General features: G+C 69.7%; 14 protein-coding genes and 1 pseudogene. 7 read left to right on the top strand and 8 right to left on the bottom strand.

The window, feature by feature from the left end:
* Nucleotides 1–4: 4 nt before the first annotated feature.
* Nucleotides 5–2,269 carry a hypothetical protein gene (locus HMPREF9336_RS00075; protein WP_021029825.1) on the bottom strand — a complete coding sequence of 755 codons (2,265 nt, stop codon included), beginning with the start codon at nucleotides 2,267–2,269 and terminating at the stop codon, nucleotides 5–7.
* A 255-nt stretch (nucleotides 2,270–2,524) separates the two neighbouring features.
* Here HMPREF9336_RS00075 and HMPREF9336_RS00070 point away from each other — a divergent pair, with 255 nt between their 5' ends.
* On the top strand, nucleotides 2,525–3,175 hold the full coding sequence (locus tag HMPREF9336_RS00070; protein WP_021029824.1) for a carbonic anhydrase: 651 nt from the start codon (nucleotides 2,525–2,527) through the stop codon (nucleotides 3,173–3,175).
* On the opposite strand, the gene HMPREF9336_RS00065 is transcribed toward HMPREF9336_RS00070, so the two are convergent.
* Nucleotides 3,172–4,260, bottom strand: coding sequence for an S-(hydroxymethyl)mycothiol dehydrogenase (locus HMPREF9336_RS00065; protein ID WP_007472524.1), 1,089 nt, complete (start codon nucleotides 4,258–4,260; stop codon nucleotides 3,172–3,174). The two genes, HMPREF9336_RS00070 and HMPREF9336_RS00065, sit on opposite strands and share 4 nt — an antisense overlap.
* Nucleotides 4,261–4,442: 182 nt before the next feature.
* Nucleotides 4,443–5,678 (bottom strand): RtcB family protein, encoded by a 1,236-nt coding sequence (locus HMPREF9336_RS00060; protein ID WP_007472526.1) that lies wholly within the window; start codon nucleotides 5,676–5,678, stop codon nucleotides 4,443–4,445.
* A 226-nt stretch (nucleotides 5,679–5,904) separates the two neighbouring features.
* Between HMPREF9336_RS00060 and HMPREF9336_RS17295 the strand changes: the two genes are divergently transcribed.
* Nucleotides 5,905–6,612, top strand: a complete 708-nt coding sequence (locus HMPREF9336_RS17295; protein ID WP_007472528.1) for a hypothetical protein — start codon at nucleotides 5,905–5,907, stop codon at nucleotides 6,610–6,612.
* Nucleotides 6,613–6,652: 40 nt separating this feature from the next.
* Here the strand turns inward: HMPREF9336_RS17295 and HMPREF9336_RS00050 are convergent, their stop codons facing one another.
* Together HMPREF9336_RS00050 and HMPREF9336_RS00045 are read right to left on the bottom strand one after the other, a co-directional pair.
* Entirely contained in the window at nucleotides 6,653–7,198 is a 546-nt protein-coding gene (locus HMPREF9336_RS00050) for a hypothetical protein (protein WP_007472530.1), read from the bottom strand.
* 10 nt (nucleotides 7,199–7,208) lie between these two features.
* Nucleotides 7,209–8,432: a hypothetical protein gene (locus tag HMPREF9336_RS00045; RefSeq protein WP_021029823.1), complete on the bottom strand. Its 1,224-nt coding sequence runs from the start codon at nucleotides 8,430–8,432 to the stop codon at nucleotides 7,209–7,211.
* A gap of 260 nt (nucleotides 8,433–8,692) precedes the next feature.
* Between HMPREF9336_RS00045 and HMPREF9336_RS00040 the strand changes: the two genes are divergently transcribed.
* Together HMPREF9336_RS00040 and fgd are read left to right on the top strand one after the other, a co-directional pair.
* Entirely contained in the window at nucleotides 8,693–10,531 is a 1,839-nt protein-coding gene (locus HMPREF9336_RS00040) for a DUF4873 domain-containing protein (RefSeq protein WP_007472535.1), read from the top strand.
* Between the two features lie 56 nt (nucleotides 10,532–10,587).
* Nucleotides 10,588–11,595 (top strand): glucose-6-phosphate dehydrogenase (coenzyme-F420), encoded by a 1,008-nt coding sequence (gene fgd / locus HMPREF9336_RS00035; protein WP_007472537.1) that lies wholly within the window; start codon nucleotides 10,588–10,590, stop codon nucleotides 11,593–11,595.
* A gap of 254 nt (nucleotides 11,596–11,849) precedes the next feature.
* Here fgd and HMPREF9336_RS00030 read toward each other — a convergent pair whose 3' ends face one another.
* The 3 genes from HMPREF9336_RS00030 to HMPREF9336_RS00020 are packed head-to-tail and all read right to left on the bottom strand — an operon-like array spanning nucleotide 11,850 to nucleotide 16,359.
* Nucleotides 11,850–14,021 carry a serine/threonine-protein kinase gene (locus tag HMPREF9336_RS00030; protein WP_021029822.1) on the bottom strand — a complete coding sequence of 724 codons (2,172 nt, stop codon included), beginning with the start codon at nucleotides 14,019–14,021 and terminating at the stop codon, nucleotides 11,850–11,852.
* The gene (locus tag HMPREF9336_RS00025) at nucleotides 14,018–15,025 is read right to left on the bottom strand and encodes a glutamate ABC transporter substrate-binding protein (protein WP_007472541.1); all 1,008 of its coding nucleotides are present in this window, start codon (nucleotides 15,023–15,025) and stop codon (nucleotides 14,018–14,020) included. Before HMPREF9336_RS00025 ends, HMPREF9336_RS00030 begins: the two co-directional genes overlap by 4 nt.
* Complete coding sequence (locus HMPREF9336_RS00020) at nucleotides 15,022–16,359, bottom strand: hypothetical protein (RefSeq protein WP_021029821.1); 1,338 nt, start codon at nucleotides 16,357–16,359, stop codon at nucleotides 15,022–15,024. The genes HMPREF9336_RS00025 and HMPREF9336_RS00020 overlap by 4 nt, the downstream gene beginning before the upstream one ends.
* A 134-nt stretch (nucleotides 16,360–16,493) precedes the next feature.
* Between HMPREF9336_RS00020 and HMPREF9336_RS00015 the strand changes: the two genes are divergently transcribed.
* From HMPREF9336_RS00015 to HMPREF9336_RS00005, 3 genes and pseudogenes are all read left to right on the top strand, one after another.
* Nucleotides 16,494–17,867, top strand: a complete 1,374-nt coding sequence (locus HMPREF9336_RS00015; RefSeq protein ID WP_007472545.1) for a PepSY-associated TM helix domain-containing protein — start codon at nucleotides 16,494–16,496, stop codon at nucleotides 17,865–17,867.
* Nucleotides 17,864–18,574: a DUF5134 domain-containing protein gene (locus HMPREF9336_RS00010; RefSeq protein WP_007472547.1), complete on the top strand. Its 711-nt coding sequence runs from the start codon at nucleotides 17,864–17,866 to the stop codon at nucleotides 18,572–18,574. Before HMPREF9336_RS00015 ends, HMPREF9336_RS00010 begins: the two co-directional genes overlap by 4 nt.
* 512 nt (nucleotides 18,575–19,086) lie before the next feature.
* Nucleotides 19,087–25,521 (top strand): annotated as a pseudogene (locus HMPREF9336_RS00005) (fatty acid synthase subunit beta domain-containing protein); the annotation flags it as partial.

Raw genomic sequence — 25,521 nt, 5'->3', positions numbered from 1 at the left:
CGGACTAGCGGTCGTGGCCGCCGCCGGCGTTGCCGCTTGCGCCGCCATTCCCGCCGCCGTTGCCGTGCGCGTTACCCCCGGCGTTGCCGCCGCTGTTGCCCTGCGGCGCGGCAGGGGGAGTGTACGCGGTCGCCTGTGGCCGCTCCCTCGGCGCGGTCGGTTGCGGACGCTCCTGGGGAGCCTGAGGCGCTGGGGCCCCCCGCTGGGGCCGTTCCTGCTGGGACGGCGCGGTCTGCTGCTGCGGACGCTCCTGCGAAGCAGGTTTCTGGGGGGACGGAGCCTGCTGCGCGGGCGCAGGCTGCTGCTGGGTTTGGCTCGGCCGTTGCTCTTGCGTCTGGCTCGGCCGCTGCTGCTGGGACGGCGCGGTCTGCTGCTGCGGCTGGGTGGGCCGTTGCTCTTGCGTCTGGCTCGGCCGCTGCTGCTGGGACGGCGCGGTCTGCTGCTGCGGCTGGGTGGGCCGTTGCTCTTGCGTCTGGCTCGGCCGCTCTTGCGGAGCAGGGCTCACACCGGCTTGGCCGCCGACCTGGCCGTTGGCTCCGTTCGGGCCGACCTGCCCGTTCGCTTGGCCGCCGACCTGGCCGCCGATCTGCGGCGCGGTTTGCTGGGTCGGCGCGGTCTGCTGGGTCGGGACCGACTGCTTCGGCGGCGCCGTCGGACGGGCCTTCTGCTCCTGGGTGATCTGCGCTTGGATCTGCGCTTGCGCCTGCGGCGACACCCGCTTCTGCAACTGCGCCACCTGCGCCTGCTGCTCCTGCTGGATCTGCAGGATGCTGGCGCCGATCGACGGAGTCGTGACCTGCGCGGCGGCCTCCACCGCGCCGGACAGCCCGGCTTGGCCGCCGACCTGGCCGTTCGGCTGGGTCGGACGCGGTCCACGGGGACGGCCAGGCTCGGCGGCTTGGGCGTCCGCCTGGATGCTCAACGAGCCGCCATACGGAACGCTCACGGCGACCTTCGCTTTGGCGTCCTCGACCTGCTTCTGCAAGAACTCGTCCTGCTGCAGACGAGCCCGGACGAACGGAACCGCCTCTTGCGAGGTGCGGGCGACGATGTCGCTGGACCGCAACGCCGCGAGGGTGCCGTTTCGCACGAGGTCTCGGGTCTGCCTGGGCACCTGGATGTCGACGAACTGGCCCAAGGACACGCTGAAGTTCGCCACCGGCGTGAAGACCTTCAGCCGGTTGCTGTCCACGTAAATGCCGAACGCGGCGTCGTTGCGGCCGGGGTTGTGCCGCCGCCACTCGTCGCGGTCCCACTGACGGCGCTGGTACACGGGGTCGTTGTGGTACCAGCGGTTCTGGTAGTAGCCCTGGTAGCGGTTGTACCACTTGTCGCGCCAGGCGTTATTCCTCGGATCGTCGGCGTGGCCTCGGCGCTGGCCCCACTCGTTGTAGCCGTTGCGGTGCCAATACTGGCGGCTGCCGGTGTCGTAGCGCCAGCCCGCGTAGTTGTAGTGGTAGCGGTCGTACCCGTCGTGGTCGTAGCCCCATCGGTCATAGCCCCAGCGGTCGTAGCCCCAGCGGTCGTAGCCCGTGGTGTCGTAGCCGTAGGGGTTGTAGCCGTCCAGGCCCCAGCGGTACCAGTCGCCCCGGTTGTAGCCGTAGACGGAGTCCCAACTGGGGTCGTAGTACCCGAGCTGCTGCTGGTTGAGCGTCGCGGCGGCGGGGGTGGGGTCGGTCCAGTCCGGGTCCGGCTCGGCGGGGGCGTCGTTGATGTTCGCGCCCGCGACGGTGGCCGGTGGCGGCGGGGCCGCCGCTGTGGCCGAGGCTTGCGTGGCGTAGCCCCAGGTCGGGAGCTGGACAGCCTGCTGGCTCGGCGCCGAGCCCTGGGCTTCGGCGGCCAATTGCGCGTCCGGGGCGGGCGGCAGGTCGGCGGGCGGGGGCACGCTGTCCGTGAGGTTCTGGGTCAGCTGCAGGTAGAGCTGCTGCAACCCCGCGCGCTGGTTCACGTCGGGGATGTTGGTGCCGTCGTCCAGCAGCATCTTCGCTTGGTTCAAGTAGTTCCGGGCCTGCCCGAGATCGTCCGCGCCCAGCGGATTCTTGGACAGGAGCGCCTGCGCGTTCTTCAGGTTGTCCGCGACGTCGTTGACGGCCACTTCCTGGGCGTGGCTGGAGAAGACGGCCTTCTGCAGGCCCCACAGGGCGTCGCCCGGGCCGGAGTTGTACGTCGCGACGCCCGTGCCGGCGACAGCGGTCGCTGCGACGGCGACGCTGGCGGCGAGCTTCGGTTTCGCCAAGAGGAATGCCAGCGCTTTACTGGATCCGGCCATAGGAGCCTCCTTGCTTCGTTGGTTGCTCGTTCAGTCTCACAGACGAGGGTCACAGGACGCTTCCGGAATGCTGGGGGTTCTCTGTGAATGATTTCGGTCACGTTACGCGGAGGCGGCGGATCGGATGGAACTGGTCTTTCGCCGGTGCGTCTGCGCCTCTACCTGCGGAGATGCAATGTTGGCGAGGCGTGCCTGTGGACGCTGCGGCGAAGGTCGGGCATACTGGAGGAGCAGCGACACCTACCAGGAGGCCATGTGCGCGACATCATCGAGGGATTTCTGACCTTCCAGCAAGAGATCTACCCGAACCGGTTGGAGCTGTTCAAAAAGCTCGCCGGAACGCAAAGCCCGAAGGCGTTGTTCATCAGCTGCTCGGACAGCCGTGTCGTGCTGGAGCTGTTGACCCAGCAGGGGCCTGGCGACTTGTTCGTCATCCGCAACGCCGGGAACATCGTCCCGCCCTACGGCCCCGAGCCGGGCGGCGTCACCGCGACCGTTGAGTACGCCGTCGCGGCGCTGCAGGTGACGGACATCGTCATCATGGGGCACTCGAACTGCGGCGCGATGAAGGCCATCGCCGCGGGCCAGCCGCTCGACTCCATGCCCGCCGTCAGCCACTGGCTGCGTTACTCGGACTCAGCCAAGGCGGTGAACGCGGCGCGCGAGTACGCGTCGGCGGACGAGAAGCTGAACGCGCTCGTGCACGACAACGTGGTCGCCCAGATCGCGAACCTCAAGACGCACCCCACCGTCGCGCTCGCGCTGGAGCAAGGCCGCCTCGACCTGCACGGCTGGGTGTACGACATCGAGGCTGGGGTGATCGACGCGCTGGACGGGGAGAGCCGCGCGTTCGTGCCGCTCGCCGACAACACCAAAGTCAGCGCTCTGGCGACCAGACAGAACTAAAACACGACCACCGAGCGCAGCACGCGGCCCTTGTGGATCGCCTCGAACGCCTCCTCCACGTCGTCGATCCCGATCCGTTCGGTGACGAACTTCTCCAGCGGCAGCCTGCCCTGCAGGCTCAAGTCCACCAGCATGGGGAAGTCCCGTTCCGGCAGGCAGTCGCCGTACCAGGCCGATTTGAGCGAGCCGCCGTGGGAGAAGAAGTCCAAGAACGGCATCTCAAGGCGCATGGTCGGGGACGGCACGCCCACCAGGACGACCGTCCCGGCGAGGTCGCGGGCGTAGAACGCCTGCTCCCAGGTTTGCGGTCGGCCCACGGCGTCGATCACCACGTCCGCGCCGAAGCCGCCGGTGAGCGCCTTGACGGCCTCGGGCACGTCGACGCTCGGCCCGGAGAGCACAGTGTGCGTCGCGCCGAGCGCGACGGCCCAGTCGAGTTTGCGCTGGTCCAGATCGACGCCGATGATCGTGGACGCGCCCGCGAGCCGCGCACCGGCGATGGCGGCAGACCCGACGCCGCCACAGCCGATCACCGCGACCGAGTCGCCGCGCGCCACCGCGCCGGTGTTCATCGCCGCGCCGATCCCTGCCATCATCCCGCAGCCGAGAAGGCCCGCGACCGCAGGATCCGCCGCAGGGTCCACTTTGGTGCACTGCCCCTGGTGGACCAGGGTTTTCTCGACGAACGCGCCGATGCCGAGCGCGGGCGTGAGCGCCGTGCCGTCCGTGAGCGTCATCGGCTGCTCCGCGTTGAACGTGCTGAAGCAGTACTGCGGCTTGCCTTTCTTGCAGGCGCGGCATTCCCCGCAAATCGCCCGCCAGTTCAGGACGACGAAGTCCCCCGGCTGCACATGCGTGACCGAGGAGCCGACCGTCTCCACGATCCCCGCCGCCTCATGGCCCAGGAGGAACGGCCATTGCTCGGTGATGTTCCCGTCCCGGTACGCGAGGTCGGTGTGGCAGACTCCGCAGGCTTGGACCTTCACGACGACCTCGGCGGGCCCCGGATCGGGGATCACCACGTCCACGAGTTCGACGGGGGCTCCTTTGGCGCGGGAGATCACACCTTTGACGGTCTGCGGCATCGGACGGCCTTCCTGACACAACGACGGCTGGGGGTATGCGGATATCCGCATACCCCCAGCCTAGTTGTTCGACCCCGCAGGGAACCAGGCGGATGGATCACAAGTCGCAGCGAGCTGTGGCGCACGGAGGCGCTGTGGTGCGCGCGAGGCAAGCAACGCGGCGAGGCGCCGTCCGGGCCCGGCTACGTCCCCTTGACGTTGAGGATCTGCCGCAGGACGTGCAGGACGGTCACCAGATCCTTGGCGTCTTCCATGACCTGGTCGATGTCCTTGTACGCGTCGGGGATCTCGTCGATGAACTCGGCCCCGTCCCGATACTCGATGCCTTCCATCCGCGCCCGCAGATCCTCCAGGGTGAACCGCTTGCGCGCTTCGGTCCTGGAGAACCGCCTGCCCGCGCCGTGCGGCGCGGAGCAGAGGGCGAGAGGGTTGCCCTTGCCCTCGACCACGTAGGAACGGGTGCCCATCGAGCCGGGGATCATCGCTTTGACGCCCTCGTGCGCGGCGACCGCGCCCTTCCGGGTCAGCCACACCTTCCGGCCGAAATGCCGTTCCAGAACGGTGTAGTTGTGATGGCAGTTGATCCGCTCGGCTTCGCCCGCGTCGTCCGCTCCGAGCCATTCGGCGAACACGACCGCGAACCGGTCCATCATCTCGGCCCGGTTCAAGTAGGCGAAGCGCTGCGCCCACTTGAGGTCGGCCAAATACCGGCTGAACTCGGGCGTGCCTGCAGGCAGGTACGCGAGATCCTGGTGCGGAAGGTCGATGTGCCACATCTTGCACAGCCGCTGCGCGGTCTTGATGTGCTTCTGCGCGATCTTGTTGCCGACGCCCCGGCTGCCGGAGTGCAGGAACAGCCACACCCGGTCAGCCTCGTCAAGGCAGAGCTCGATGAAGTGGTTGCCGCCGCCGAGCGAGCCCAGCTGCTCCCGCCACTTGGGCGAATGCGACAGGTCCACGTCCAGCTCCTCGGCGAGGGCGGCCAGCTCGCGCTGGCGCGCGTCGGTGAACTCGAACCGGTTGCCGCGCGTGTTGTAATTCCCCGGCGACAGCGGAATCGCGCCCTCGATCGCCTGGCGCAGCTCGCCGAGCGAATGCCCCGCCTCGATCCGCGCGTCGACGTCCGCCTTGGTGCGGCTGGTCCGCACGCCGATCATGCCGCAGCCGATGTCCACGCCGACCGCTGCGGGGATGACCGCGTCCCTGGTCGGGATCACGGCCCCCACCGAGCTGCCGAGTCCGACGTGCGCGTCGGGCATCAACGCGACGAACGGCTCGACGAACGGCATGTTCGCCACCTGCCGGGCCTGGTCGAGCACGGCGGGCTCCACCGACGAGGCGAAGTTGCGCACTCTCTTGTCTTTGTCGAAGGGCGGTTGCTCGCCGACGGGCGGCGAAGCGTCCAGGATGTCAGTCATAATGTCGGCCCCCCTTTCTCATTACCTTTGTAAGGCCGGGGGACGATACTGCCCGGTCTGCATCGAGGGCGCAATGGGTTTTCTCGAGGGAGGCTGGAAGGCCGGAGTCGGCTGAGGTTGCGGCGTGTTACGCTCTCGGCACGCGGCGCCCTCGCGCTTCGGGAGGGGAGACCCGGACGAGGTAGGGGAGTCCGTGCCCTTCTCCTAGCAGACTGCAGAGGCTCTGATGACGTACCCGCAACCGCCCCAGAATCCGCCCGGCAATGGCTGGCAGCAGCCATACCCCGGCCAACCGCAGCCCGGCTGGCAGCAGCCGTACCCTGGCCAGCAGTGGTCCGGCTGGCAGCCGGGCGGGCCGAAGAAGTCGCCGAAGCCGTGGATCATCGGAGCCGTTGTGGCAGTCGTCGTCCTGCTCTTGGCCGTCGGGATCGGGGTCGCTGTGCTCAGCGGTGGGAAAGAGAAGCCGACCGGGCAGACCAGCTCGTCCATTCGCGCCTTCTCCTCGTCGAGCTTGTCGTCGTCCAGCTCGCTGGGCACGTCGTCCAGCTCCCCTGCGGCCGCCGGGCCGCGCACAGTTGTCTTCAAGGCCTGGCTCAGCGAGCCCGTGCCCGCGTCGAGCGGCCACTTCTGGATCAAGGTCTGGCAGAACTCGACAGAGCTCAAAAGAAGGGGAGAGCAGGTCACAGGCTCCGCTTTCCCGTACGAGAAGACGGTCACGCTCAACGAGAGCGACCGGGCCAACCCGACTCTCGGCATCGGGCTCTTGTTCTTCGGCGAGAACGGCAATCGCATCAATCCGAACGATCCCAGGACGTGGAACTGCGAGCTCATCGTGGACGGTGTGACAATCGACAAGGAGTCCGGCCCCCTCGGCAACAACATGTCCGCGTACGACATGGGTTTGTCCTGCGAATACCGGCGCAAGAAGAAGTAATCAGCCAGCGCGGCTCCCGGAGCGGGCGTAGCGCCTCAGGTCAGGGCTTGAACTCGAAGTACCCGTACATATCGCCGTCGAATTCCTCGCCGTAGACGTGCGCTTTGCGGAACGCCGCCCCGTCGATCATGACCAGGGCGATGGGCCGGGACTCGCAGGGCTGGGCTTCGGCGGGCAGGTTCTTCGGCGGGGTCGCGAGCTCGGTCCAGCCGGCCGCGTCGTCGGCGGCGACCCGGCGCGCCCCCGCAGGGGAGAAGCCGATCCCCGGCAGCTCGTCGTGGAAGCGTTTCTGGATCCGGCCCCAGCCGCCGACTGTTGGCTGGCTGTTTTTGGGGTAGAAGGGCGCGTAGGCGGTGAGCAGCAGTTTCTCCCGCACGAGGGTGGCTTCTGGGTACGCGGCTTTGAAGAGCTTGAGCAGGGTGACGCGTTCCCCCTCGCGGGTGTCGTCGCGCATGCTGTCCCACGACTCGTCGCCTCGGTCGTCGATCCTTTCGGTGGGGCATGGGTTCTCGGGCGAGGCCTGCGCCGGGGCGGCGCACAGCGCGAAGACGGGGAGGGCGGCCAAAGCCAGTCGGACCAGTCGCATATGACGTACCTTACATGCGGCGTAAAGAGCCCAGGTGAACGGCTATCCCAACGAGCGGGCCGACGATCAGCGCGAGGCAGACGCGCAGGTCGATTTGCTCCTGCGGCAGCGCGGGCAGCAGCAGGATCGCGAGGGAGGCGAGCGTGGCGGTCCACCAGCCAACGGCGTTCGCCCGGCCCCGGTCTGTGGTCAGGCAGGAGACCCCGGTGCAGGTGAGCAGCGCGATCATGGCGGCTCCGAAGGTCAGCGCGGCCATCATGGCCCGTCCGAACGGCCAGGAGACGTGGAAGACGGCGGAGAGCAGCCAGGGGCCGAGCGCCGCGGCGGCGAGCGCGCAGACGAGCCCGACGGCGAGGATCCCGCCCGCCGCCGTGCCGAGCGCGCGCCACGGGCGGTCCCGCCGGTCGGTGCACCACGCGACGAGCGCGCCTTGGAACACGTTCAACGGCACGAGCAACGGGGCGCGGGTCAAGGTGACCGCGAGCAGGAGCGCCCCCGCGCCTTCGGGCAGCCGCCCCGGCGTGGTGATCTTCAGCAGCACCGGGAAGCCCATGACGAGGACGGCGCTGGCCGCCGCTGCGGCCATGGCGGCCCCGGCTCGACGGAGGAACTCCCGCATGGGCACATCCGCGCGGGCCGAGGCGAGCGAGCGGGACCGCTTCGAGGCGAGCAGCAGGAGGAGCCACGAGCCGGCTCCCGCGACGGCGGCGACCGAGAACCAGCCAGGACCGGCCCCGAGCGCGGAGCAGCCGATAGCGACGGCCAGCCGGAAGGCCGCGTCGAGCACGGTGAGCACGGCGAACGGGGCCCAGGCGTAGGCGGCGGAGAGCAGTCCGCCGACGGCGGCCTGGACCGCGATCGAGCACACGCCGACCGCGAACAGCCCCGCGAGCGGCAGCGCGCCGTCGGCTCCGCCCGCGTCGACGAACAGCGGCCCGGCCCACAGCGGGGCGGTGAGGAGCGCGAGCCCGCCTGCCGCCGCGCCCACGCCGGCTCCGGCGACGAATGGTTTCGCCGCGTTCTCCGGAGCCGAGGACGAGCCCTCTCCTCTGGCCCGGACGGCGCGGGCGCTCTCGTGCAGCAGGCCGTTGAGCGCGCCGGTGGCCAGGCCGAACGCGGACCAGAAGACGAACCAGCCCGCGTACTCGGCTTCGGTCAGGCTTCGGGCGGCGAGCAGGAGCACGAGGTACCCGCTGGCCGCGGAGAACGCGGTGGCGATGCCGACGCTCAACACGGCGGGGCGGGGGGTGGCTCATCCCAAGCATGATGTCACACCGGCTCGGGGGTCGTTCGCCGCGAATATGGCACAGATCACATGTTCGTGGGCCTGTGGGCGACGGCGTATCGATCCCGCCGCGCGACAGGGTTAGGCTAACGACGAGACTTATATCTCAGTTATGCCGCCGCGAGACCGGTATGGCGCAGGCCCCGGTCGGCCCGGCGCGGATTCCTGACGAGACAAAAGAACAAGAAAAAGCAGAACGGAAGAGACTTATGACCGCCAGCCCCGAGATCGCCCCGTCCCCCGCCGAGGGCCAGGCCCGGCCCAAGCTCATCGACGTGCTCGTCGTCGGGGCCGGATTCTCCGGCATCTGCGCCGGGGTCAAGCTCAAAGAGGCCCGGATCGACGATTTCCTGATCGTCGAGAAGGGCGACGATTTCGGCGGCACCTGGTGGCACAACACCTACCCCGGCTGCGCGGTGGACGTGACCTCGCCGATGTACTCGTTCTCCTTCGCGCAGAAGTCCGACTGGTCGAACTTGTTCGCCCCGCAGCCCGAACTGCTCGCGTACGCGAAAAAGGTGGCAGAAGACTACCGCCTCTCGCCCCGCACCCGGTTCGGGGTCGCGGTCCAGAAGCTGGTCTTCGACGAGGCGGCCGACCGCTGGGACGTGTTCCTCTCGGACGGCGACCGGTACAGCGCCCGCGTGGTGATCGGCGGCTTCGGCGGTCTGCACGTGCCGAAGATCCCCGAGTTCAAGGGGCTCGGGACGTTCAAGGGCGAGGTGTTCCACTCCGCGCAATGGCGCCACGACGTCGATTTGCGGGGCAAGAAGGTCGTGGTGATCGGCACCGGGGCCTCGGCGGTCCAGTTCGTCCCGGAGGTCGCCAAGGAGGCCGAGCGGCTCACCGTGTTCATGCGCTCCCCGCACTGGGTCCTCCCGCGCCTGGACTACGAGATCAAGCCGTGGCAGCACGCGATCCTCAAGCATGTGCCTGGGGCCCGCCGCCTCCTGCGGGCGGGGGCCTACTTCCTCTACGAGGCGTTCGTGTTCAACCTCTTCTTCCCGAAGATCTTCGCGAGGTTCTTCGAGGCCGCGTCGAAGGCGCACATGCGCCAGCAGATCCCGGACCCGAAGCTGCGCGAGCTGTTGACCCCGGACTGGCGCTTCGGCTGCAAGCGCGTGGTCATGTCGAGCACCTACTACCCGGCGCTGCAACGGCCCAACGTGACCTTGGAGCACAGCGGCGTCGCGGAGTTCGTCGCGAACGGCGTGCGCAGCGCCGACGGGACGCTGCACGAGGCGGACGTGGTGATCCTCGGCACCGGCTTCGAGACGACTGAGGGCGTGCTGCACCTCCCGGTCTTCGGACGGGGCGGCCGCTCCCTCGCCGACACGTGGCACGCCGACGGGCCCGAGCAGTTCCTCGGCCTCGGCATGCACGGCTTCCCGAACCTGTTCACCCTCGTCGGGCTGAACACGACCGGCGGCAATCAGTCGGTCATTTTCGCCATCGAGGCGCAGATGCACTACATCGCCCAGGCCCTCCGGTGGATCCTCGCGCCAGGCTCGTCGGCCACCCGCGTGGAGCTGCGCGAGAGCGTCCAGCGCGCGTACAACCGCGACGTGCAGCGCAAGCTCTCGACCTCGGTCTGGCTGATCGGCGGCTGCAAGAGCTGGTACCTGGACGAGAAGGGGCGCAACTCGATCGCCTGGCCGGGCTTCTCCGCCGGGCTGTGGCTGCGCACCCGCCGCGCCAAGGCGACGGACTGGGAGCTGTCCAGCGCCGCGACCAGGGAGGCCGAGGCGGGCTACGCCGGCCCGGCGCAGATCGTTCTGAAGGGCGAGCCGATCTCGGTTTCCGTTGACTTGCGCGGGCATCAGGATCCCTCGGACGGGACGTTCCGCTGGTACGGCAGGATCGACAAGAACGCCAGGGTCGCCGAGCTGAAGGCGGCGGGGGCGGTCGAGCTCACGATCCAGATCGCGGGCGGCGAGGCCGTCTCGGCCAGGCTCGCGGAGGAAGACGCCTTCGGCAATTTCCGCGTCGTCGGCGCGGGCGTCCCTCCGTACGGCAAGCCTGTCGCGGAGCTGGCGGCGCGGGCGTAGCCGCGCCGGGGCCGGACGATCTCGGCGCGGAGTAGGCGCGGAGTAAGCTCGAAACCATGAGCCTTCCGATCAAGCTCGGCTACAAAGCCTCTGCAGAACAGTTCAGCCCGCGAGAGCTCGTCGAATACACTGTCGCGGCGGAGCGGCACGGCTTCGACAGCGTGGTGGTGAGCGACCATTTCCAGCCGTGGCGGTACACGGGCGGGCACGCGCCGTGGGCGCTCGCGTGGATCGGCGCGGTGGGCGAGCGCACGAGCAGGGTGCAGATCGGCACCTCGGTGCTCACCCCCACGTTCCGCTACAACCCTGCGATCATCGCGCAGGCGTTCGGCACGTTCGGCGAGCTTTACCCCGGCAGGATCTTCCTCGGCGTCGGCACCGGCGAGGCGCTCAACGAGCAGGCGGTCGGCCTGAAGGAGTGGCCGGAGTTCAAGGAGCGCTTCGCCAGGCTGCGCGAGTCGGTGGACCTGATGCGCAAGCTGTGGACCGAGGACCGGGTCAATTTCGAGGGCGAGTACTACCGGACCGTCGACGCGACGATCTACGACAAGCCCTCCGAGCCGATTCCGATCTACGTGAGCGCGGGCGGCGCCGTGGTGGCCCGTTACGCCGGCCGCGCGGGCGACGGTTTCATCTGCACCTCCGGCAAGGGCGCGGAGCTGTACACCGAGACGCTGCTCCCCGCCGTCAAGGAGGGCGCGGACAAGGTCGGGCGCGACGTGAACAGCGTCGATAAGCTCATCGAGATCAAATTGTCCTACGACCCGGACCCGTGGCTGGCGCTCAACAACACGAGGTTCTGGTCTCCGCTCTCCCTCTCCGCGGAGCAGAAGCACTCGCTCTCGGACCCGAAGGACATGGAGGCCGCCGCCGACGCGTTGCCGATGGACCAGATCGCGAAGCGGTGGATCGTCGCGAGCGACCCGGACGAGGCGGTGGAGAGGATCAAGTTCTACACCGACCTCGGTTTGAACCATTTGGTCTTCCACGCGCCCGGACACGACCAGTTGCGCTTCTTGGAGGTCTTCGAGCGGGATCTGGCCCCGAGGCTGCGCGCGCTCTGAGGCGGACGGGCGTTCTGCGGCGAGGAATCTGACGCTTGACACGCCACGGTCATATGTCAAGTTAGAGCCGCAAAATACCTGATCATCGAAGTTGTGCGCAGCCTTCTTGTGCGCTACACTGAAATCGGCGACCCGCTCCTCGCCCTTGTTTCCCCTCCCCCCGTCTGGGGCGGGTTGAGCGGGTCGCTCTTTTCGTCTCTCCCCGCTTTTGCCGGATGCGGCCTCCGCTTCGGAGGGTTGCGCGCGCCGGGAAATCAGATGATCGTGCGGGGGCGCACGAGATTGGCCAGATCCACGAGCGCGTAACGCTGGCTGCGATGGGCTGCTCGTTTCGCGAGCGCCCGGAGCACGGACTCGGCCTGGCGGCGCAGGGCGCGCATCGTGAAGGCCCTGCCGAGGAGCGCCCCGCTCGGCGGCGGCGAATAGGCGGGCCGGTCCTGCATCCACTGGATTGCCTTGCCGAGGATGAAGGCGCGCGCGGCGAGCGCGCGGGGCTCCTCCTCGGGAAGGCTCTGCTGGCGCTCCGCCGCCGCGCGCAGCCGGTCCTCGTCGACTTGGTCCTGGAGCAGGATGATGATGGCGGTCACCGCCGCGATGCCCGCGTGGCGCGAGCTGGCGGGGACTTTGTCCAGCGCGGCGACCGCGCCGAGCGAGTCTCCTTCGGCGGCGAGCCGCCTCGCGAGGCCGAAGGCGGCGCTGATCATCGCGTCGTCCGTGCTCCAGCACAAGCGGTAGAACGTCTTCGCGCTCGAATCGCCGAGGAGTTCGAGCACGGCGGCGAGGGCGAGCTTGGGGGCCGACTCGCCGGGCAGCATCCCCCAGACCTCTTCGAACGACTTCCTCGCCTCGTCGAGGTCGCCCTGCAGCAGCGAGAGGTTCCCCTGGTACCAGGACGGGCGCCAGTTGCGCGGCGCGTACAGGTCGTCGAGGAGCCGGGCCGCTTCGTCGAGCTTGCCGAGGCCGATTTTGACCCGGACCGCGGCCAGCACGGTCTCGGTGTCGTCCGGGTTCGCCTCTAACGCGGCGGTCACCGACTCCAGCGCGTGCTCCGGCTTGGTGTGCAGGAGGGTCGCGAGGAGCGCGGCGGACGGATGGGCCGGGTCGACGAGCGGGAGCGGGAGGGTCTGGACGACCTCGGACGGGCGCAGCTCGCCTCGGCGGTCGCGCCCGTCCGCGTAGACGTCGAGCCTGCGCGCCAGCACGTTCGTGCCGAACTCGGCGCGTGTCGCGGTGAACAGCGTGGAGCTCACCGGGTACGGCTTGCCCCGGCGCTCCGCGAGCACCTCCCGAAGCACCCCGGACATCTGCGCGAGCATCTCCGTCGCGGACTGGAACCGGGCGCGGGAGCTGGGATGCGTGGCGCGCAGCAGGAACTGGTAATACGAGGGGTACCGGGCGAACAACGGCTCGTCCTCCGGCTCGGGAAGGCCCTCCGCGTAGCGCCCGTTCGCCAGCGGCAGGTCCACGGTGAGCACGGCGAGGGTGCGCCCGACGGTGAACAGGTCGGTTTGGACGGTCGGCCCGGTGAGGGTGAGCTCGGGGGCCTGGTAGCCGACGGTCCCGTACAGCCTGGCGGTGTCGTGCATGCTGGTCACCGCGCCGAGGTCGATGAGCTTGAGCTGTCCCTCGGTGAGCATGATGTTCTCGGGCTTCAGGTCGTTGTACACAAGGCCGACCGAATGCAGGTACCCCAGCGCGGGCATGATCTCCATGAGGTACGCGAGCGCCTGCTCAACGGGGAGGCTCTTGCGGTGCAGGGCTCCCCCGAGCGGCGGGGATCCGGGCTGTCGCCCGTAGAGCAGGTCGCGCAGCGAGACGCCGCCAACGTATTGCATGACGATGTAGCCCACCGGGACTCCGTCCGGGTCCGGGTGCTCCACGAAGTTCAGGATCTCCACGATGCCGGGATGGGAGACCTCCGAGAGGAATTGGCGCTCGGCCCGCGCGATGGCCTGGGCGCTCGCGTCGCCGCGCGAGAGCAGGCCTTTGAGCACCACGGGCCGGTTGTCGACGTTGCGGTCTTCGGCGAGGTAGATCCAGCCGAGGCCGCCGTGCGCGATCGGCCCGCGCACCACGTACTGGCCCGCGACCATCTCGCCCGCCTTCAGCTGGGGAAGGAAGGAGAACGGGGTGGAGCAGTTCGCGCACACGCCCTCGGGCAGACCGGGCCCGTTGTCGTCTTTGCGGCCCACCGGCGCGTGGCACTTCCAGCAGAAGCGCTTGCTCTCCGGCACTTGCGGGTCCGGCATGAGGGCGAGGGCCGGGTCGAGGGAGGGGACGGGCGGGATCCGGACCAGGCCACCGCCGATCAGCCGCTCGGACAGCGGCCCGGTGAGGGTGCGGTCGATGCGCCGCGACGGGCCCGTCGTCTCGACCGGCGCGGTCGGAACCGGCTGGGTGGTGTCGGGGGAGAACGCTTCGGTCATGAGGCCGAGGGCCCCTCGGCCGCGTACTGCGGCGCGGCGGGGGGACGGTTGCACGGGGAGAATTTGAGGTTCTCCTGGCAGAGTTTGGCCCAGACGCCGTCGGCCTTGATCTTCTCGATGATCCCGTTGATCACCCGTTGCAGCTCTTCCTCGCCTTTGTGCACGCCGACGCCGTAGACCTCGCGGCCCAGCTGGATCGCGGAGAGGAAGTACAGGTTGGGGTCCTGGTCGTAGAACCCGTACAGGATGGACTCGTCAGAGGTGATGGCGTCCACCGAGCCCTGCTGGATCGCGACGAGGCAGTCCGCCCAGGTCGTCGTGCCGAGGATCTTCGCGGTGGGGAAGAGGTGGTGGAACTGGGCTATCGAGGTCGTGCCCCGCGCGGCGCAGACGGTGGACTCGCCGAGGATTTTGCGGTCGGTGAAGGAGGTGGCGTTCGCGTTGGTCGCCGCCATCACGCGCTGGTCGGTCTCGAAGTACGGTTCGGAGAACGTCACGTCTTTCGCGCGTTCGCAGGTGATGCTCATCGTTTTGACGACGAGGTCCACGGTGTCGTTCTCCAGCGCCGTGGTGCGGCCCGCGGAGGAGATGATGCGGTACTCCACCCGGCTCGGGTCGCCGAGCATGCCCCCCGCGATCTCGCGGGCCATCGCGACGTCGAACCCTTTCATCTCGCCGGTGGCGGTGTCGCGGTAGCTGAACGGGTAGGTGCCCTGGTCGAGGCCGACCACGAGCCTGCCTCGGGCGAGGATCCGGTCGAGGCGCCCGCCGGGGATCGGGTCGTGGCCCCCGGGATAGGGGCGCAGCGGCAGCGGCGGCTTGCAGGAGTCGTTCGCGTTGTCGCCAAGCCGGGCGGCGTCGAGCAGCGCGGCCCCGGCGGGCAGCAGCGGCGGCAGCGACACGCTCGGCTGCGCGATGACGACGCCGCCTTGCGAGGAGCAGCCCGCGAGGATCGCCGCCGAGAGGAGGACGGCGGCGGCGCGGCGCGCGAGCTGTGGTCTCATGCCCGATACTCGCCCAATCGAGGCCAGTAACCCGCCACAACGAACGCGGCGGCGCAGACGGTGAGGACGACGGTCGCGGGGGCCAGCGCGGTCAGCGCTTCGCGCGCGCCAGCGACCGAGTCGCGCAGCGTCACCCGCGAATGCTCGATGTCCGAGGTCAGCGCGGTGTCCAGCGCCCGGTAATGCGCGGCGCACGCGTCCGGTCCCGGGCCGATGGCCAGCTCCACCGATTCGCCGTACATGCCGGCGGTGAGGTCCTTGCGCAGCTGCTCGTGGGTTTTGGTCCAGGCCTTGACCGCGTTGGCGGCGGTTTGGCGGGCCCCGGCCTCGCCCTGCTGCGGGTTCAGTTTGTCCAGCTGCTCCTGGGCCGAGGCCATGCTGGCCCGGTAGCTCTGTTCGAGCTGGTCCTCGTCGCCCCGGCGGAGCAGCTGGAGGGTTTCCTGGGTGCGGGCCTGCTGCACGCTGATCCTGGCGGCGGTGAGCATGCGGAGCGGGTCGGTGCCTTCGCTTTTGCCGTCTCCGCTCAGCGTCACCAAGAAGAGGGAGGACACGAAGAACCAGAGCAGGAGGAGCGCGAAACAGCCGCTCGAAAGGATGAGGCCGGGGTTGAACCTGCGCCGGGAGCGCCGGGCCAGCCGCAGTTGCGCGAGGACGAGGCAGCCCAAGGCCGCAAGGAGGAGCAGCGTGAGCGCCCAAGGAGGCTGGGTCTGCTGCTCCTGGGCGGCTTCCAGCGCGTCGATCTGGTCGCGGTGCATGTGCTCGGCAGCGGGCAGGATCACGGTCTGCATGAGGTGGGAAGCCTGGCTGAGGTAGGCCGCGCCGACCGGCTTGCCCGCCCGGTTGTAGACCTTCGCGCTCTCCACGAGCTTGGTGTACACCGGAAGCTCTTCGGAGATGGTCAGCAGCTGGGGGCTCTGCGTGTTGGCGGCGACTTGGACGGTGGCCGCCGAGGCCGAGGCGATGGCCTTGTCGTACCGGTCGCGCATCTCCTGCGACTCCAGGCCGGGGGAGAGGAACACGGCCCCGGTGACGGCGTCGGCGATGGACAGCTCGGTGTACAGGGTCAAGGTGACGTTGGTGAGCGGCTCGGCCCGGTGCAGCGTGGTGTCCAGGCCCTGCGCCCGCTCGGCGACGGACTGCGCGGCGGTGACGCCCGCGACCAGGATGAGCAGGATCAGCCCGAGCGCGGTCGCGGCGAGCTTGCCGGGGCTGGTCTGCGCGCGCTCCCAGAGCAGCTCGAGGAAATCGGTCTCGTTGTCCGCCTCGGACCCGCCGGCGCGGCGGAACGGCGTGGCGTCTGTTTTGAGCACCGAGAGGGGATACAAGGTACGCACCGTCACCCCTTTCGCCGCTATCCGTTCTTCAGGCCTTCTCTTTTCTCAGAGATTCCTCAGAGCTCATTTCGCAGTCTAGCGTGACTTCCCAAGAGGCCGGGAACTTCCCCGGCTCCATATCCGACTTGTGACATATGACGACGACTGCCCAGTCTCATGCCCCCGCGCCCGCGCCGTCGGCAAACCGCCGAGCAGCGGCTTTGGCTTTCTTGCGCCGGTTGCATTTCTACGTCGGGGTGTTCGTCGGCCCGTTCCTGCTGGTTTCGGCGGTCACGGGGGTGATGTACACCGTCGCCCCGAGCCTCGCGCAGTCGCTGCACCGGCACGAGCTGTCCGTCGAAACGGTCAAGGAGGCCAAGCTGCCCCTTTCGCAGCAGGTCCGCGCCGCCCAGCTGGCGTATCCGGGCCGCGACGTCGTGTCTGTGGCGACGGGGGAGCGCGCCGAGTCCACCACCAAGGTCGTCGTCTCGGGCGCGGGCTGCCCGTGCGCGGTGTTCGTCGACCCGTACACCGCGCAGGTCCGGGGCTCCGCCCCCGGCGACGGGGTGCAGGTCTTCGAGGGGAAGTGGGTGGACGACTTGCACCGGACGTTGTTCCTCGGCGAGTTCGGCCGCAATTACGCGGAGCTGTCCGCGAGCTGGCTGTGGGTGCTGGTGCTCAGCGGGCCATTCTTGTGGCGCTGGTCCAAACGGCGATCCGAGGAGAAGGACCGTCGAGCCCGGCTGCGCTCCCGGCACGCGATGCTGGGCTTGGCCCTCGCGCCGGGCCTGCTGTTCCTGTCGGCTTCGGGCCTGTCCTGGTCGCTGCACGCCGGGAACAACATCGACGATCTGCGCACGGCGCTCTCGGGGGCCAATCCGCCGCTCGCCAAGACAAGGCCCGTGAAAACACCGGGTCAGCAGGCACGGGCGGTGGCCCAGGACCAGCGCGAATGGCTGGAGCGGATCGACCGCGTCGAGGCGGGGGCGAGATCTGTCGGCCTGGTCGACCCGCTGCTGGTCACGCCAGCCGCCGGGCAGGAGGCCGCGTGGACGGTGTCCGACCGGGAGCGGGCCTACCCGATGCGCTACGACCGGGCCGCGGTGGACCCCGACACGGGCTCGGTGGTGGGGCTCAGCCAGTTCGCGGATTGGCCGCTGCTCGCGAAGATCACGCAATGGGCCATCGCCCTGCACATGGGACTTTTGTTCGGCTGGGCGAACCAGCTGGTCCTCGCCGTGATCGGGATAGGATTGGTCGCGATGATCCTCTACGGCTACCGCATGTGGTGGCTCCGTTTCCGGCGTTCTGGCGGCGGTCTGCGGCGTTCTGGCGGCGAGCTGCTGCCCGCGGCCCCGGCGCGGGGGACGCTCGTCGGTTTGCCGCCGGCCACGGCGGCGGCGCTGGTGGGCGCGATGCTGTTCGCCGGGTGGTTCTTTCCCGTGCTCGGCGCGAGCCTCGTCGCGTTCGTCGCGCTCGACGTGTTGCTCGGGACGCTCGCGAGGCGAAGGGCGCACGAGGCCCAATGATCGCCGACCCGTGGCTGCGATGGGTGCTTGTCGCCCTTTTCCTGTTTTCGGCCGGCTACTGCGCGTGGCGGCTGGTGCGTCCGGGGATCTGGCGGGGCAAGATCGGCCACGTCTTCAACCTGCTCATGTGCTTGTCGATGCTCGCGATGGTCGAACCGGGGACCCCGACGGCTCCCTATCCCGCGCAGATCGTGGTCTTCGGGGTCGCGACGGCGTGGTTCGCCATGCTGGCCCTATCCCCAACGCGCAGAGTTTGCGGGAAGGGCCCCTACCGCAGCGCGCCTTTTCAAGGCGTGACGGGCTTTGTCTGCGCGTCGGGCCGGGCGGCGGTCTGGTACCACGCGGCGATGATGGCGGCCATGCTGTGGATGGTCGTTGTGATGGCGGGCTGGCTGGCGGACGGCCGGCCCTCGGCGGCCGCTCCGCGCTCGGGAGGCATGGCGGGCATGGACATGCCGGGCATGTCCATGCCGGGCATGTCCATGGACGCGGCGGCTCCGAGCCCCGCGCAGCACGCCGCGCCGATCTGGATCAGCGTCGTGGACGTTGCGTTCGGCGTGATGTTCTTCGCCGCGACGCTGTGGTGGCTGCGCCGCTATTTCGAGCTGCGCAAGAACAACGGCCGCTCCAGCCTCGCGGAGGCGGAGCTGCTCTGCGAAGTGGCGATGGCGCTCGGCATGGGAGTCATGGCTGTGGCGATGGTGTAGCCGGCCCTGCCTGGAGACTGACGGATTACCGCTGTTGTGATGCAATAGACGACGCGCTCGCCAAGGTGAGGCGCGAGCGCGACGCGCCTCATGGGAAACGGCTCCGGCGCGCTGGAGGGGTTCGACGGACGCATGGCGGCGGGCGTCGATACAAGCGAACGCGCGTATACGTATGAGGAAACTTCCCGCGCTTGGACAACGCGAGTCGCGCGGTCGGCGCAGGGGGTCGCGCGGGCGGGCGGGGCGCATCGCCTCGTCCCGTCGAAGGGGGGCGATCCCGAGGGGCGGGAGCCGTGCGGCCTTCGGCGGCGAGGCCGCTCGTCGTCGCAGAGCGGGCCGTGGTCGGATCCCTTAATCTGGCCACGCGAGCCTCGCTCGACATCCTGTGAAGATTTCCTAAGAAATCTTAGACATTCCTTAATTTTTATCCGCGCATGGTTGGAAGGAGCGTCGTCATGACAACGCAGGGACGTGAGCTCGGACGGGACGAGCAGGTCGAGGTCCGAAGCGACATGGGCGAGCTGAGCCTCGCCGACCAGATCTTGGCGGGGGAGCCGTACGCGATCGGCTTCGGCGGACAGGGCGCCTCGTGGTTCGCCCCGCTGGCGGAGCTGGTCCGGGGGGCCGGGCTGGAGGGGCACGCGCGGTGGCTGCTCGCGGAGGCGGCCGCGCTGGTGCGCCCGGTCGCGGACGAGCTGTCCGTCGCCCGCCCGTACGGCTTCGAGCCGCTGGCGTGGATGGAGTGGGAGGAGGCCCCCGAGGAGTCCATGGTGCTGCCGCCCGCGGTCTCCGGGCCTGGCATCTTCTTCGCCCAGGCGCTCGCCCTGCACGCGCTCACCGCGCTCGGGCTGGACTGGCGCGGCAATCGCCCGGTCGGCTTCGCGGGGCACTCCCTCGGCGTCCTCGCGGCCGCGGCGGCGGAACAGGGCGGCGAGCAGGACGCGCAATTCCTGGCGTTGGGGCAGATCATCGCGGCGGCCGCCTCGTTGGTCGGACGGCGCAACGGACTGATCGGCTCGGACCAAGCCCCCACGCTCGTGTCCGTGCGCAATGTCGACCCCGAAGCCATGCGCGGCTTGCTCGCCGAGTTCCACGCGATCCACAACCACCCAGGCGACCCCGTGCTCGCGCTGCGCAACGGGCGCCGCTCGGCGACCATCTCCGGCAACCCGCTGCGGCTTGCGGCGTTCCAGGCGTATGCCAAGGGCGTTTCGGAGAAACAAACCACGGAGCGCAAGAAGAAGCTGCGCGGCGGCTCGGTGTTCGCCCCCCTGTTTGAGCCGGTGCACGCGACGGTCGGCTTCCACCACCCGCACTTGGCCCCTGCGGTGGACCTGGTCGGCGACTGGGCCGCCCGCTGCGGCCTCGACGTGGAGCTCGGCAGGTCGTTCGCGCAGCAGATCCTGGTGGAGCCGGTGGATTGGGTGCGCCAAGTGGAAGGTCTCCTCGACGCAGGGGTGCGGTGGATCCTCGACGCGGGCCCCGGCGACATGCTCGCACGGCTCACCGCCCCGGTGGTCCGGGGCCAGGGCGTCGGCCTGGTCTCCATCGCGACGAGAGCGGGCCAGCGGGCGCTCTTCACGCCGGGCGAGGCTCCTTCGCTGCCGAAGCGATGGTCGGATTTCGCCCCGGAGCTGGTGCGGCTGCCGGACGGCAAGCTCGCCGCGCAGACCGCGTTCACCAAGCTGACCGGGCGTTCTCCGATGCTGTTGGCGGGGATGACCCCGACGACGGTGGACCCGGGGATCGTGGCGGCCGCGGCGAACGCGGGGCATTGGGCGGAGCTGGCGGGCGGCGGCCAGGTCACCGAGGCGATCTTCGCCGGGCACGTGGCGGGGCTGAAAGAGCTGCTCGAGCCGGGCCGCGCGGCGCAGTTCAACGCGATGTTCCTCGATCCGTATTTGTGGAAGCTGCACGTGGGGGCAAGCGGCTCGTCCCGAAGGCGCGCGCGGCGGGGGCCCCGTTCGACGGGCTGGTCATCACGGCGGGGATCCCCGACCTCCCGGAGGCGTTGGAGCTGGTGGAGGAGCTGCGTCAGGCTGGTTTCTCGAGCGTCGCCTTCAAGCCGGGCACGGTCGCCCAGATCAAATCGGTGGTCCGGATCGCGAAGGAGGTCGGCGGCGGGCAGAAGGTCATCGCCCATATCGAGGGCGGACGCGCAGGCGGGCACCACTCCTGGGAGGATCTGGACGACCTGCTGCTCGCCACCTACCACGAGCTGCGCGAGCAGCCGAACTTGGTGGTCTGCGTCGGCGGCGGGATCGGCACCGCCGAGCGCGCGGCGGAGTATTTGACCGGCGAGTGGTCCGAGCGGCTCGGCTATCCGAGGATGCCGGTGGACGGGATCCTGGTCGGCACCGCCGCGATGGCGACATTGGAGGCGACGACCTCGCCGGACGTGAAGCGGCTTCTGGTCGAGACCGCAGGCTCCTCGGAGTGGATCCCTGCGGGCGGGGAGTCCGGCGGCATGGCCTCCGGTCGCAGCCAGCTCGGCGCGGACATCCACGAGATCGACAACGCCGCCTCGCAGTGCGGCAGGCTGCTCGACGAGGTCGCGGGCGACGAGGAGGCCGTCGCCAAGCGCAAGGACGAGATCGTCGCGGCGCTGAACAAGACCGCGAAGCCGTACTTCGGCGAGGTCGCCGCGATGACCTACCGCGAGTGGCTGGAGCGCTACGTGGAGCTTTCGGACGCGGGCGACATCTCGCCGACGGGCTTGCAGTCCGAGAAGTGGCTGGACGTCACCTGGCAGGAGCGGTTCCTCGCGATGGCGCGGCGGACCGAGGCGCGGCTCGCCGACGCGGACGAGGGGGAGATCCCGACGCTCTTCCCCGACCTGGACTCGGTGGCGGACGGCCACGGAGCGATCGCCAAACTCGCCGAGGCGTACGCAGACCTCGACCAGACCGTCTTGCATCCGGCGGACGTGGCGTTCTTCACGACGCTCTGCAAGCAGATCGGCAAGCCGGTGTGCTTCGTGCCGGTCGTCGACAAGGACGTGCGCCGCTGGTGGCGCAGCGACTCGCTCTGGCAGGCGCACGACCCCCGCTATTCGGCCGACCAGGTCTGCGTGATCCCCGGCCCGGTGGCGGTCGCGGGCATCACCAGGGCGGACGAGCCGGTGGGCGAGCTTCTCGACCGGTTCGAACGGGCGACAGTGGACAAACTCGTGGCGGCGGGGTTGACCCCGAAGAACGTTCCGGCGCGACGGGAGACCGCGTTCTCCGGATCGCTCGGCGTCTTCCTCGCGGCCCCGGACGTGCTGTGGGCCGGTCGCCTTGTCACGAACCCGGTCCACCGGCTCGGCGACTTGGAAGCCTGGCAGCAGGTGGAGCCGCATCTCCTCGGGCACCGGGTGACCGGGGCGACGCTCACGCGCACCGAGGCGGACCGGATCACGCTGTCCATCCCGGTGAACGGGACGTGGCTCGCGCTGCGCTTCACCGTGCCCGCCTCTGCGGCCACGGGCGGCGCGCCGGTGTTCGCGGACGCGGACGCGGCGAACGCGATGACCGGCCTGCTCCAGGTCCTCGCAGGTGGCGAGCTGCCGCCGACGGCTCCTTCGGAGACCAGCGCCGTCGCCGCCCGGATCACGGTGCCTTGGTCGCCGAATCTGCCCGCGGACCACGCCGGGGTCACGGCGGTGACCCTGCCCAAGCCGCTGCAGCCCGCGACCATCCCGTATCTGGGGAAGGTGGTGCCGGACGTGCTGGTCGGCCTCTCCTGGCCGGCGGTGTTCGCGGTGCTCGGCTCGGCGCGGACGGAAGAGGGCAAAGGGGTGGTCGAAGGACTTCTCGACCTTGTGCACCTGGACCACGCGGTGCGGCTCGCGGGCGAGATCCCGTCCTGGGAGACGGCCTTCGGCATTGACGCGAGGCTGGTCGGGGTGGCCGACACCGGGCTGGGCCGAGTCGTGGAGGTCGAGGTGGCCATCGCGGACGAGGCGAGCGGCAAGCCGGTGGCTTGGCTGGTCGAGCGGTTCGCGATCCGTGGCCGGGTCGGGGAGGGGGAGCCCTCGGACCCGGTTCGCGCCGGCGGCGAGATTCCCGAGCCCGCCGTGGACACGGCTCGGGCCAAGCGGCGCGAGGCGACCATCGTGGCCCCTGCCGATCTGACGGCGTTCGCGCAGGTCTCGGGCGACCATAACCCGATCCACACGAGTCTGACGGCGGCGAAGCTCGCGGGGCTGCCGATGCCGATCGTGCACGGCATGTGGCTCTCCTCGGCCGCGCAGCAGGTGGTCGCGGCGGTGGACATGCGCGACGGGCAGCCCGCCCCGCGCCGGATCGTCGGCTGGACCTCCCGCTTCCTCGGCATGGTGTACCCGGAGTCCCCGGTCACCGTCCGCGTGGACCGCGTCGGCGTCGATCACGGAGGGGAGCTCGTCGAGGTCTCGTGCCGGGTGGACGGCGAGCTGGTGATGGCGGCCTCCGCGCGCCTCGCGCCGCCGAAGACGGTCTACGCGTTCCCCGGCCAGGGCGTGCAGACCAAGGGCATGGGCCTGGCCGCGCGGGGCCGGTCCAAGGCGGCCCGCAAAGTCTGGGACGAGGCGGACGCGTTCACCAAGGAGCGGCTGGGCTTCTCGATCCTGGGCGTGGTGCGGGACAACCCGACCTGGATCGTCGTGGACGGCGTGCGCTACGACCACCCGGACGGCGTGCTGCATCTGACCCAGTTCACGCAGGTCGCGATGGCGGTGACCGCGCTCGCGCAGGTCGCCGAGCTCAAGGAGACCGGGGCGTATGTGCCGGACGCGTTCCTCGCGGGCCACTCCGTGGGCGAGTACAACGCCATCGCCTCGATTGCCGGGACGTTCTCGCCCACCGCGGTGCTGGCGGTGGTGTATCAGCGCGGCATGACGATGAACAACTTCCTGCCCCGCGACGAGCAGGGCCGCTCGAACTATCAGATGGCGGCGATCCGCCCGGTCCACCTCGGCCTGGCGGACGACGAGGTGTTCGCGTGGGTCGAAGAGCTTGCCGCGCGCGCTGGCGAGTTCCTGCAGATCGTGAACTACAACCTGCGCGGCACCCAGTACGCCATCGCCGGCACGGTCCGGGGGATCGAGATCCTGGAGCGAGAATGCGCCCGCTTGCAGGAGGAGGTCGGCGGGAAGGCCTCGTTCATCCGGGTGCCGGGGATCGACGTGCCGTTCCACTCCACCCTGCTGCGGGAGGGGGTGCCGGAGTTCCGCAAGGTGCTCCAGGGCTTGATCCCGGAGGAGGTCGACCCCTCGGTGATCGTGGGCAAGTACATCCCGAACCTGGTCGCGCGGGTCTTCTCGCTGGACCGCGAGTTCGTGGAGTCCGTCGCCGCCGAGGTGCCCTCGGAACCGTTGCGCGAGGTTCTGCGCGACTGGGCGATCTGGAGCGCGCAGCCGCGCCGGCTCGCCTCCCGCCTGGTGGTCGAACTGCTCGCGTGGCAGTTCGCCAGCCCGGTGCGCTGGATCGAGACCCAGGACCTGCTCTTCTCCCCGGTCCTCGCGGGCGGCTTGCAGGTCGAGCGGTTCGTGGAGATCGGCATCGGCAGCGCCCCGACCGTCGCGAACATGGCCCGCAACACTCTGCGGCTCGACCTCTTCGCGGGCGCTCGGGTGGAGGTCTTCAACGTCGAGCGCGACTGGGCCGCGACGACGAGCACAGACGAAGGCGTGCTCGATGAGGAAGACGAGACGGAGGGGCAGACGGCAGAAGCAATCCCCGCTTCGCCGGGGCTGGCGCCTGCGGCTCCGGTCTCCGTCCCGGCTCCGGCTGCGCTTTCGGGCGGTCCGCGTCCGGACGATGTGCCGTTCACGGCGGCGGACGCGGCGACGGCGTTGATCGCGTTGTCGGTGAAGGTGCGTGTGGACCAGTTGGCTCCGGCGGACAGCATCGAGTCGTTGTGCGAGGGGGCGTCTTCTCGGCGCAACCAGTTGTTGTTGGACCTTGGGGCGGAGTTGAACCTGGGGGCTATCGACGGGGCTGCGGAGGCGGATTTGCCGTCGTTGAAGGGCACGGTCGTCAAGCTGGCGCGGACGTATAAGCCGTTCGGGCCGGTGCTCGCGGACGCGGTGAACGACCAGCTCCGCAAGGTCCTCGGGCCGACGGGGAAGCGGTCCAGCCACGTCATCGAGCGGGTCAAGTCGGTGTGGGAGTTGGGCCAGGGCTGGGCCGACCATGTTTTGATCGCGATCGCGCTGGGCACCCGGGAGGGGTCGAGCGTGCGGGGCGAGGCGTTGGGCGGCTTGGGCGTTCCGGGGAGCGCGGCGGAGGTCGACGCCCTGGTGGACGCGGCTGTCGCCCAGGTCGGCGCGGCCAACGGCGTCGCGGTCGCGCTGCCGAGCAAGGGCGGCTCCGGTGGCGGCACGGTGGACGTGGCGGCGCTGGCGGAGCTGACCGAGCACATCACCGGCCCGGACGGCGTGCTGGCCGCCACGGCCCGCTTCGTCCTGAACCAGCTCGGCCACACAGCCGAGCCCGCCGCGCAGGCCGAGACGGTGTTGGGCTCTTCTCTGGACCAGGAGCTGGCCGACCTCGTCTCCGCCGAACTCGGCCAGGACTGGGTCCGGGCTGTGGCCCCGGTCTTCGACGAGGGCAAAGCCGTCCTGCTCGACGACCGCTGGGCTTCTGCTCGCGAAGACCTGGCCCGGACCTGGACGGCCTTCGGGCAGCGCTCTGCGGCGTTGCTTTCCCAGGAGCGATTCGCGGGCGCGGGCGAGGCGGTCGCCCGGCAGGCCGACTGGTGGGCGGGCAAGGCCGAGACCGAGGGCAAGACGGATCTCGCGAAGGCGTATCGGTCCTATGCCTTGGCTGCTCGGGACACGGCTCCCGGCGCGTGGTCGCACGAGACTGCGTTGGTCACGGGGCGGGGAAGGGTTCGATCGCGACGGCGGTGGTGGCGGAGCTGTTGGCGGGCGGCGCGACGGTGGTGGCGACGTCATCGTCGTTGAACGAGGAGCGGTTGGCGTT

The sequence above is a fragment of the Segniliparus rugosus ATCC BAA-974 genome, assembly GCF_000185725.2.
Classification (GTDB): Bacteria; Actinomycetota; Actinomycetes; order Mycobacteriales; family Mycobacteriaceae; genus Segniliparus; species Segniliparus rugosus.
Note: the sequence above shows the minus strand (reverse complement) of the source record. Positions and strands in the feature narration are given on the sequence as shown.

Bases quoted from the DNA above. Each gene is read 5' to 3' on its own strand.
- HMPREF9336_RS00030 (WP_021029822.1), bottom strand. From the start codon at position 14,021: ATGACCGAAGCGTTCTCCCCCGACACCACCCAGCCGGTTCCGACCGCG.
- HMPREF9336_RS00075 (WP_021029825.1), bottom strand. From the start codon at position 2,269: ATGGCCGGATCCAGTAAAGCGCTGGCATTCCTCTTGGCGAAACCGAAG.
- HMPREF9336_RS00010 (WP_007472547.1), top strand. From the start codon at position 17,864: ATGATCGCCGACCCGTGGCTGCGATGGGTGCTTGTCGCCCTTTTCCTG.
- HMPREF9336_RS00040 (WP_007472535.1), top strand. From the start codon at position 8,693: ATGACCGCCAGCCCCGAGATCGCCCCGTCCCCCGCCGAGGGCCAGGCC.
- HMPREF9336_RS00065 (WP_007472524.1), bottom strand. From the start codon at position 4,260: ATGCCGCAGACCGTCAAAGGTGTGATCTCCCGCGCCAAAGGAGCCCCC.
- HMPREF9336_RS00015 (WP_007472545.1), top strand. From the start codon at position 16,494: ATGACGACGACTGCCCAGTCTCATGCCCCCGCGCCCGCGCCGTCGGCA.
- HMPREF9336_RS17295 (WP_007472528.1), top strand. From the start codon at position 5,905: ATGACGTACCCGCAACCGCCCCAGAATCCGCCCGGCAATGGCTGGCAG.
- HMPREF9336_RS00025 (WP_007472541.1), bottom strand. From the start codon at position 15,025: ATGAGACCACAGCTCGCGCGCCGCGCCGCCGCCGTCCTCCTCTCGGCG.
- HMPREF9336_RS00060 (WP_007472526.1), bottom strand. From the start codon at position 5,678: ATGACTGACATCCTGGACGCTTCGCCGCCCGTCGGCGAGCAACCGCCC.
- fgd (WP_007472537.1), top strand. From the start codon at position 10,588: ATGAGCCTTCCGATCAAGCTCGGCTACAAAGCCTCTGCAGAACAGTTC.
- HMPREF9336_RS00050 (WP_007472530.1), bottom strand. From the start codon at position 7,198: ATGCGACTGGTCCGACTGGCTTTGGCCGCCCTCCCCGTCTTCGCGCTG.